Here is a 7,705-nt window from a genome sequence, read left to right as displayed (position 1 = left end):
CTTCTGAGAGGCGCTCCTTTTGGCAGGGGTGTCTGGGCGTCATTCTTACAGAATGACGTTAGCAGAATCCGAAACCAGATTCTGCCGGTGTCCCCCAGATATAATCTTTCCCCCCTTCCTCGGTAGGAAGGCTCTTCCTGGCCAGGAAGGGGGTCAGGGGGTTGGTCGAAAGGGTTTTTCATAGGCTTGCTAGAATGACAGGGACTGTAAAGGCATTTGTAAGACACTACACTAGCTGTCCTGCGTAGGGGATACCGGTCTCTTCTGCATGACGAAGAATGCTGAGCCGTACCATCCTTGGCTTTGCCTGTAAAGGTCTATTTCACGTTGTTCCCTGTCAAGCATCGCGAGGGATCCGGGGTCGTCGGCGTACTTCATGCGGAGCTCTTTGACATGCTGTTGCAGAGGGCCGTAGTACTCCCTCCACCAGGCATTCTCCGGGAGAGCAAAATGCCCGATAATGTCATAACCACAGCCGGGGACCCGTTCCATGTTATCAGGGACAGTGGTTATTCCCGCATAGAACCGTGTCCAGTAATCGTGAACCGCTTTCGGGGGATTCGGACGTAGCCAGACCATCTCGTGGACTACCAGGAATCCATTGGGACTAAGGAATCTTCGCCACTCCCTGAGACCTTTCTCAAAGCCGATTCGCCATATAGAACCCTCAGCCCAGATGATGTCGAAGCTCTCGTCCGGGAAATCCATATCAAACATGGAGCAGTTGACAGCCTTGACACGGTCTGAAAGCCCGGTCTCTTTAATTCTACCCGTGAACTCGTCCAGGGAAGGAGTGTCGATATCTATCCCGATTATGTTTCCCTGACTCAACCGCGCAAGTTGCAGAGTCGGTCCTCCCAGGCCACAGCCAATATCCAGTATACGCGGTCTATCCAGTGTGGGGAGCATTCGGAATGCTCTTCTGGTGTACCTGAGCCTTCCCGAATCCTCTCTCTGAAGGTACTGGTGTATTTCGGACAGGACATCTTTGGCCATTGGTCTCCGTCCTCTCGACCTGGAAAATACGGCTGGTGGACTGAGAGTAGCATACCGTGTCACAGAGGCCTGCCAGGTAAGTAGTACTGCCTGTATGGTGTCTGACTGATGCCCAGTAGTATTAGTACCTTCGGTGTCTGTCGTCCTTTCGACCAAAGCCACCACCGCCGCCCCCGCCCCCACCCTCTCGTCTGCCGCCGCCGCCGCCACCACCGAAGGAACGACCGCCTCCGCTGTCGGTGCGAGGGCGAGCCTCGTTGACGACAAGAGTGCGGTAGTCAAGTGTTTTCCCGTTAACGGCAGCGATTGCAGCGTCACCTTCGGATTTGGTAGGCATTTCGACAAATGCAAACCCTCTGGGTCGACCGGTGTTCCTGTCTGTCACGACGCTTACAGATTCCACTTCCCCGAAGGCGGCGAACTCCTGGCGCAGTTCTTCCTCAGTTACATTGTAGGATAGGTTGCCCACATAGATACGCATGTTGGTCTCCTTCTATTCCGTAGTGTTCCCGGGTGAAGTCATGCTTTGACGGTGGCCATCATGAAGGACAGCAGTCAGGCCCACCAGCGGGACTGGACCTGTGAAATGGATGTTCGTCGTTAGTGGTGACGTGGATGGCCTGCAACGGGGACGCACGATAGATTCGTCTCGGAGCACCACTGGACGACCTCCTTCATACCAGTCGGCTGGTTTGAGTTGGGGTTATCCAGTGCCTGGATAAGTCCGCGATAGTCTCACAGGAGACTTACCGAAAGAGAAAATAACCTGAACTAAAACCACTACCCAACATCATATCACTAATAATTTTATACTACAATACCCGTACGGCACTGTTCCCCGGGCAACCCTGAGGCTACTAGCAGGGTGATGGAAAACCCTTCCGATCAACCCCACTATATCCGGGGGACACCCCCGCTATCCCGTACCGAACTGACGAATCAGTTCTCCGATGAAGCGGATACCCTGGAAGTAGTCATCCAGGCGGACACTCTCGTTGGGAGCGTGGGCACCGCTTCGGGCATGGCCAACCCCGGTTGAGAAAGCCGGTGTTCCGAATGCCTGGGTAAGGGGATACATAGGACCGCTACCGGCCATCAGCGGAACGATGACCGGGCTCTGGCCGTAGACCGCCTCAGCGGCGGCAATGGCAGCCTTCACGACAGGTGCGTCCGGTGGTGATTTAGCCGGATGCTCGCCATGTCCGGTAACCACTTCAATATCGGTGAAACCCCGTCTATCAAGGTGCTTACGCAGCAGGTCCAGTATCATTTCTGGCTCCAGGTTGGGCACCAGCCGGAAATCGAGCTTGACCATGGCTGTTCTGGGTAGCACGGTCTTGGTGCCCTGTTCGATGTATCCCGCCTTGAAACCGCAAATAGTACAGGTCGGCTCGTAGAGGTGCTTTTTCAACGCTTCAATGCCGGTCAGACCCCGTATGAATCGAGGTATGCCGAAGTTGGCCAGCATCATATCTTCCTCGAAGGGAATGGCGGCCAGCATTTCCATCTCCGCCTGAGTAGGCTCGACCACATGGTCCAGGAGACCATCGACCAGGATGTTGTCATTCTCGTCCTTCAGCGTATTGAGGGCCCAGACGAGACGCCACGCCGGATTGGGGACAATGGTAGCCAGCGAGGAGTGAAGGTCACTGCTGGCGCCATGAGCCCTGAGTTCGAGATACATAATGCCTTTCAGTCCCAACGTGATAGTGGGACGCTCCTTCATATCCTTGCTGCCTGCCTCCCAGATACAGCCATCGGCAGAGAGCAGTTCGGCATGTTCGGCGGCGAATGCCGGCAGGTGGGGGCTGCCCACCTCCTCTTCCCCCTCGATAATCCACTTGAGCTTGAGGGGAAGCTTGCCCAGCGTAGCCTGATAGGCCTCGACGGCCTGCAGACGGGCCAGCAGGTCTCCCTTGTTGTCGGCCACGCCGCGGGCGTATAGCGTTCCTTCCCGGACCTGGGGGTCGAAAGGCTCCGATACCCATTCATCGAGAGGGTCGGGGGGCTGCACGTCGTAGTGGTTGTAGATTAGCAGGGTGCGCTGACCTTCTCCTAACTCCCCGTAGACGATGGGTGGGCCGCCCTCCAGCGGTATCAGACGGACATTAACACCCAGTTTCTCCAGTCTTGCGCGCACCAGTTCCGCCATCTTTTCCAGTCCGATACCCTGGGCAGCAATGCTTGGCTGGCGACAGAACCCCTTCAGTTCCTCTATGAAGCGTTCCGCATTGGTCTTGACGTAGGCGTTGAATTCATCCATAACATACTCCTTGTCACAACTATCATGCCCGGTAATACAAACTAGCCCACCATACAACAGATGTCAACAATTTTAGTTCAAGGGTGTTTCCTGGGTTACAATATGGTGTAGAATACCCGTGTGACAACCACGACACGCAGGAAGCCCCGCTACTTCTACGGCTGGAATATAGTGGGTGCCTCCTTCCTGGCACATCTCGCTTATGCCGAGCATTACTCCTCCATGCTGGGGTTCTTCTTCAAGCCGTTTGGAAACGAATTCGGCTGGAGTCGTAGCAGCGTTGCCGCCGTGCAGACTATTGCCCGTGTAACCGAGGCGCTTATTTCTCCCGTTGTCGGTCCCTTCATTGACCGGTATGGTCCCCGCGTGCTGATGCCCATCGGTGCAATCATTGTCGGTATAATCATGCTGAGCGTAACCCAGATAAGCGCTCTCTGGCAGTTCTACCTGCTGCGGGGTGTGGTGGTAGCCATTGGCTTCACCCTCATGGGAGGACTGGTGACGGACGTAGCCATCAACAACTGGTTCGTCCGCAAGCGTGGCCGCGCCATCGCTATCGGACGCCTCGGAAATAACCTGAGCAACGTAATCTTTGTCCCGGTAACCGTGTTTGTGATTGCCTCCTCCGGATGGCGTACCATGTTCGTTGTCTTTGCCGTGGTTACGTGGTTGGCTGTTCTCATCCCTTCGGTAATCCTCATGCGCCGCCGACCGGAGGATATGGGCCTCCATCCGGACGGGATTGCTCCCGATACTGAAGGAAGCCGGAGAAATGAGGAGGAGCATTCTGAAGGCAAGTTGACTCCGGGAGAGCCGGTATGGAGCCGTAGAGAAGTATTGACCACCAGAAGCTTCTGGCTTCTGGCTGCTTCCCTGGGGATAAGCAGCATGGCCTTTCAGGGTATAAATGTCAGCCTGGCCGCCTATATTCAGGACCTGAACTACAGTGATACTACACTGGCAGCCGTGATGACTGTGCGTGCTGTTATCATGGCGGCGGTGCTCCCGTTCATGGGGTTTGTTGCCGAGTATTCCGACAGGGTGTTCGTGCGTGTCATCCCCTTCGTTATCCAGGGTATGGGGGCTTTTCTCTTCCTGCTGGCGGGGCAGCCGGTGTTTCTCTGGCTTGCAGTGGCAGTCTATGGAATTGGTATGTCCGGTATCGCCGTAATCCAGGGAGTAATCTGGGCCGACTATTTCGGCCGTTTCAGTCTTGGCCTGGTTCGTTCACTGGGATTCCTGGTAGCCTTCGGGTTTGGTGCCGCAGGTCCGGTTGCCATGAATGTCGTCTTCGATGTTATCGGCTCATACCGGCCGGCATTTATGGTGATTATCGGTCTGTTCGCCGCGGCGGCTTTCCTGATAGGGGTAGCCCGTCCTCCCAGACCTCACCGCTACACTACGGCGGATGGTATGACAGTCTCCGCCGCAGAGCTGTTGCTGGAGGAGTAAGATGCTCGTGGTACACAGTCCTGCCCTGCATTCTTACTGAGGCTGGCGACAGGCAAGACAGTCCACCTGCCGGATATGTTATGCTGTGCTGGGATTACTAAGGCTGTATTAGAGGGGTGCGGGGAGCATCCCGGCACACATTCTTATTAACCGCATACGGAGGCAATCATGGCAGATAGCACATTCGTTGAAGCCGAGTACACCAGTGACCTTGTTCCAGGCCCGATGGCATACGCAGTCCTTCTTCCTGATGGCTATAAAGAAGCGGAAGAACGCCTGCCACTGCTCTACTTCCTGCACGGCGGTGGTGGCGACAGTAAGACCTTCCTGGGCGGGACGAAGCCCCTTTTCGAGAGGGCATGGGATGACGGACGGCTGCCCAGGCTGGTAGTTGTTACGCCCAGTGCCGGCCGCTCGTTCTATATGGACTACCGGGACGGTTCCCAGAAGTGGGAGTCGCTCCTGGTTGGGCCGTTCCTTGCTCATATTCGGGAGAACTATCGCGTACGGCAGGACCGTGACGGTCTGTTTGTTGCCGGCATTTCCATGGGTGGTATGGGTGCGCTTCGCCTGGGGCTGAAATACCCGGACATCTTTACCGGTCTGGCGGCACTGGAGCCGGGTATAGAGCCTGCACTGGCCTTCAGGGATATCGAGTTTGAGGACCGGTTCTGGCGTTCGGAGGGGATATTTCGGGCCATCTACGGCAGGCCGGTCGATGAGGAGTACTGGGCACAGAATAACCCGGCCAACATCGTGGTCAAGGATGCCGAGAGGATTCTGTCTTTGAAAATGGGGGTTTACCTCGAATGTGGCGATGAGGACGCCTTCGGCCTGGACAGGGGCACCGAGTTCCTGCACCGAATTCTCAGGGACCGTAGTATACCGCATGAATATCACCTGGTGCGGGGGGCAAACCACGTGGGGCGCTCGCTGGGGCCGCGCATTCAGGAGGCGCTTGAGTTCCTGGGCACTCTTATCAATCCCCCGCCGCCTGACCCGGATGTAGAGAACCTGGAGAAGATGATTGTGCAGTGGAAGGAACAGGCCGGGAAGACTCTGAAGGCTTCCTGAGTTTCACCTTTTTCACGCTACTGGCCGGTGTTGGGATATATCTTCACGGCATCCTGGTCATTCCGGATGTCCCCGGCCCTGATTACGTTCGGTCTTGATGAAATCCACAGCCCTCCCGGCTATCATTCTTGTTACCGGAGAGCCACCATCAAGACTCCGGGGCCACCATGGACTCCAAGGGCAGCGCCCAACTGGGCGATTTGGATGTCCATGCCGGGGAAGACGGTCAGTAGCTGCTGCTTGAGTTGGTTGGCATGGGACGGCACGGTGCTGTAGGCAATGGACAGGGCTTGAATGGACGGTCTGCTGCTGGCAAACTCATATAGCCTCGCTATACCCCTGGAGTACGTCCGCACCAGGCTTGCCCGGACGATTTCTCCATCTCTGAAGGTGAGCAGGGGCTTTATATTCAGTATTCCAGCCACTGAAGTTACTGCCTTGCTGACCCTCCCGCTGCGAGCCAGGTATTTCATGGTGTCAAAAACCCCGAGCACTCGTACCTGCCCGATGATTTTTCGTGTCTCGTCGAGAATGCATGGCAGACTCTCTCCCGCTCTGGCCAATCCGGCGGCCGCCATGACCACCAGGGCCAGGGCAACGGATGTGAACTGCGAATCAACGACTTCAACCTGGCATTTACCTTTCAGCATCTTTATGCCTTGCAGGGCAGCGTTGCAGGTGCCGCTGAGTTTGGCTGAGACATGGATGGATATGATGCCATCAGCTTCTTCAGCGCAATCCGAGTATGCCGTGGCGAAGTCCTGCGGCGTTGGTTGTGAAGTGGTTGGATGGACGGATGACGTTTCCAGCCTGCGATAGAATTCTTCTTTGGTGATGTCTACTCCGTCACGAAAGACCTCGCTGCCGAATCTGAGGTATACCGGGACAATCCGGATGCCCAGCGCCTGTGCTATTTCAGGCGAGATGTCTGCGGTACTATCGGTGACAATCTTAACCGTCATTAAGTTGCCTCCCCTCGCAGGTTCGTTCGCTCTGTGAGCGGCGCAGCTGTGACCGGATAATGGATACTGTAAATAGCCGGCCCGGTTTTGTCAATAGGCGGCATGAAGACAGACCCCGCTAATACTGCCACAGGGACGTGCATCGAGGGAGTTACAGGGTTACCAAGAGTTCTGAAAGTGGTAGAATATGGTTATGCCCCAATTCGACCCTATCAAGATGTTCAAGACGGTGTGGATGATGAGGCCGTGGGGACGTATTTTGGTAGTGGCTACTGTATTAACCACTGCCACGCCATCCTTTCTCCCTTACCCTGGTTTAGTGATACCTGTAGATATGCTGTAATCGGTACAGCAGTGATTCTCTGGGTGATACTTATCCTGTATTATCTAAAAAATACAGGTAGTCTAAAAAATAATCTGGTCGTGTTAATATCGAGCGGCGAACGGATATTAACAAGATTAACAGGTGATACCGAGGCCGATATTGACAAACATGAGGAGCAGATACGTGAATGGGATGCTTCTGTTATCAATGTCCTAAAAGGCACGGAATATGAAAAATCCTGGACATTGGATGTAGGATTGGAAAACCCGGAGAACGAATTGAAGCCTGTACTTTTGACGAGAATGCTTGTCATACAGAGAAATTACACGCATCGGCGTTTAAAAAGGCTGGAAGAAATCAGGACAAGTTTATGATACCAACTCTTTGTATCCCAACTTGGAAGCGATAATCAACTTCAACAGCGTGTTTCGAAACAGGAAAGGATTCTCACGGTTGTTGAACCGCCATTCCGGTTCGTCCAGGCAGACTGCTGAAAAAGGGGAGTCCAGAGGGAGCTCCCTCTGGCAGGGGTCTGGGGGTGTCCCCCAGATATAAACTTTCCCCCTTCCTCGGTAGGAAGGCTCTTCCTGGACAGGAAGGGGAAGGCGGCCCATCTGGGCCGCACGGGGATTG

At 55.0% G+C, this 7,705-nt stretch carries 7 protein-coding genes; 3 read left to right on the top strand and 4 right to left on the bottom strand.

Going from position 1 to position 7,705, the window contains the following annotated elements; all coding sequences use genetic code 11:
- Positions 1 to 231 precede the first annotated feature (231 nt).
- The 3 genes from VMW13_00950 to VMW13_00940 form a co-directional block, all read right to left on the bottom strand.
- Positions 232 to 996, bottom strand: a complete 765-nt coding sequence (locus VMW13_00950; GenBank protein HUV43374.1) for a class I SAM-dependent methyltransferase — start codon at positions 994 to 996, stop codon at positions 232 to 234.
- Positions 997 to 1,117: 121 nt separating this feature from the next.
- Positions 1,118 to 1,477, bottom strand: a complete 360-nt coding sequence (locus VMW13_00945) for an RNA-binding protein (GenBank protein HUV43373.1) — start codon at positions 1,475 to 1,477, stop codon at positions 1,118 to 1,120.
- A gap of 435 nt (positions 1,478 to 1,912) precedes the next feature.
- Positions 1,913 to 3,259 carry a M20/M25/M40 family metallo-hydrolase gene (locus tag VMW13_00940; GenBank protein ID HUV43372.1) on the bottom strand — a complete coding sequence of 449 codons (1,347 nt, stop codon included), beginning with the start codon at positions 3,257 to 3,259 and terminating at the stop codon, positions 1,913 to 1,915.
- A gap of 120 nt (positions 3,260 to 3,379) precedes the next feature.
- On the opposite strand from VMW13_00940, the gene VMW13_00935 reads away from it, so the two are divergent.
- Entirely contained in the window at positions 3,380 to 4,711 is a 1,332-nt protein-coding gene (locus VMW13_00935; GenBank protein ID HUV43371.1) for an MFS transporter, read from the top strand.
- Positions 4,712 to 4,879: 168 nt separating this feature from the next.
- Positions 4,880 to 5,785, top strand: coding sequence for an alpha/beta hydrolase-fold protein (locus VMW13_00930; protein ID HUV43370.1), 906 nt, complete (start codon positions 4,880 to 4,882; stop codon positions 5,783 to 5,785).
- Positions 5,786 to 5,916: 131 nt separating this feature from the next.
- On the opposite strand, the gene VMW13_00925 is transcribed toward VMW13_00930, so the two are convergent.
- On the bottom strand, positions 5,917 to 6,747 hold the full coding sequence (locus tag VMW13_00925; protein HUV43369.1) for a DegV family protein: 831 nt from the start codon (positions 6,745 to 6,747) through the stop codon (positions 5,917 to 5,919).
- Between the two features lie 177 nt (positions 6,748 to 6,924).
- On the opposite strand from VMW13_00925, the gene VMW13_00920 reads away from it, so the two are divergent.
- Positions 6,925 to 7,446 carry a hypothetical protein gene (locus VMW13_00920; protein HUV43368.1) on the top strand — a complete coding sequence of 174 codons (522 nt, stop codon included), beginning with the start codon at positions 6,925 to 6,927 and terminating at the stop codon, positions 7,444 to 7,446.
- Positions 7,447 to 7,705: the final 259 nt, after the last annotated feature.

It is taken from the genome of Dehalococcoidales bacterium (genome assembly GCA_035529395.1).
Taxonomy (GTDB): Bacteria; Chloroflexota; Dehalococcoidia; order Dehalococcoidales; family Fen-1064; genus DUES01.
The sequence above is the reverse complement of the archived record's forward strand: the minus strand, read 5'-3'. Positions and strand labels throughout refer to the sequence as shown.

Coding starts and splice junctions, on each gene's coding strand:
- VMW13_00930 (HUV43370.1), top strand. CDS start 4,880: ATGGCAGATAGCACATTCGTTGAAGCCGAGTACACCAGTGACCTTGTT.
- VMW13_00945 (HUV43373.1), bottom strand. CDS start 1,477: ATGCGTATCTATGTGGGCAACCTATCCTACAATGTAACTGAGGAAGAA.
- VMW13_00950 (HUV43374.1), bottom strand. CDS start 996: ATGGCCAAAGATGTCCTGTCCGAAATACACCAGTACCTTCAGAGAGAG.
- VMW13_00940 (HUV43372.1), bottom strand. CDS start 3,259: ATGGATGAATTCAACGCCTACGTCAAGACCAATGCGGAACGCTTCATA.
- VMW13_00925 (HUV43369.1), bottom strand. CDS start 6,747: ATGACGGTTAAGATTGTCACCGATAGTACCGCAGACATCTCGCCTGAA.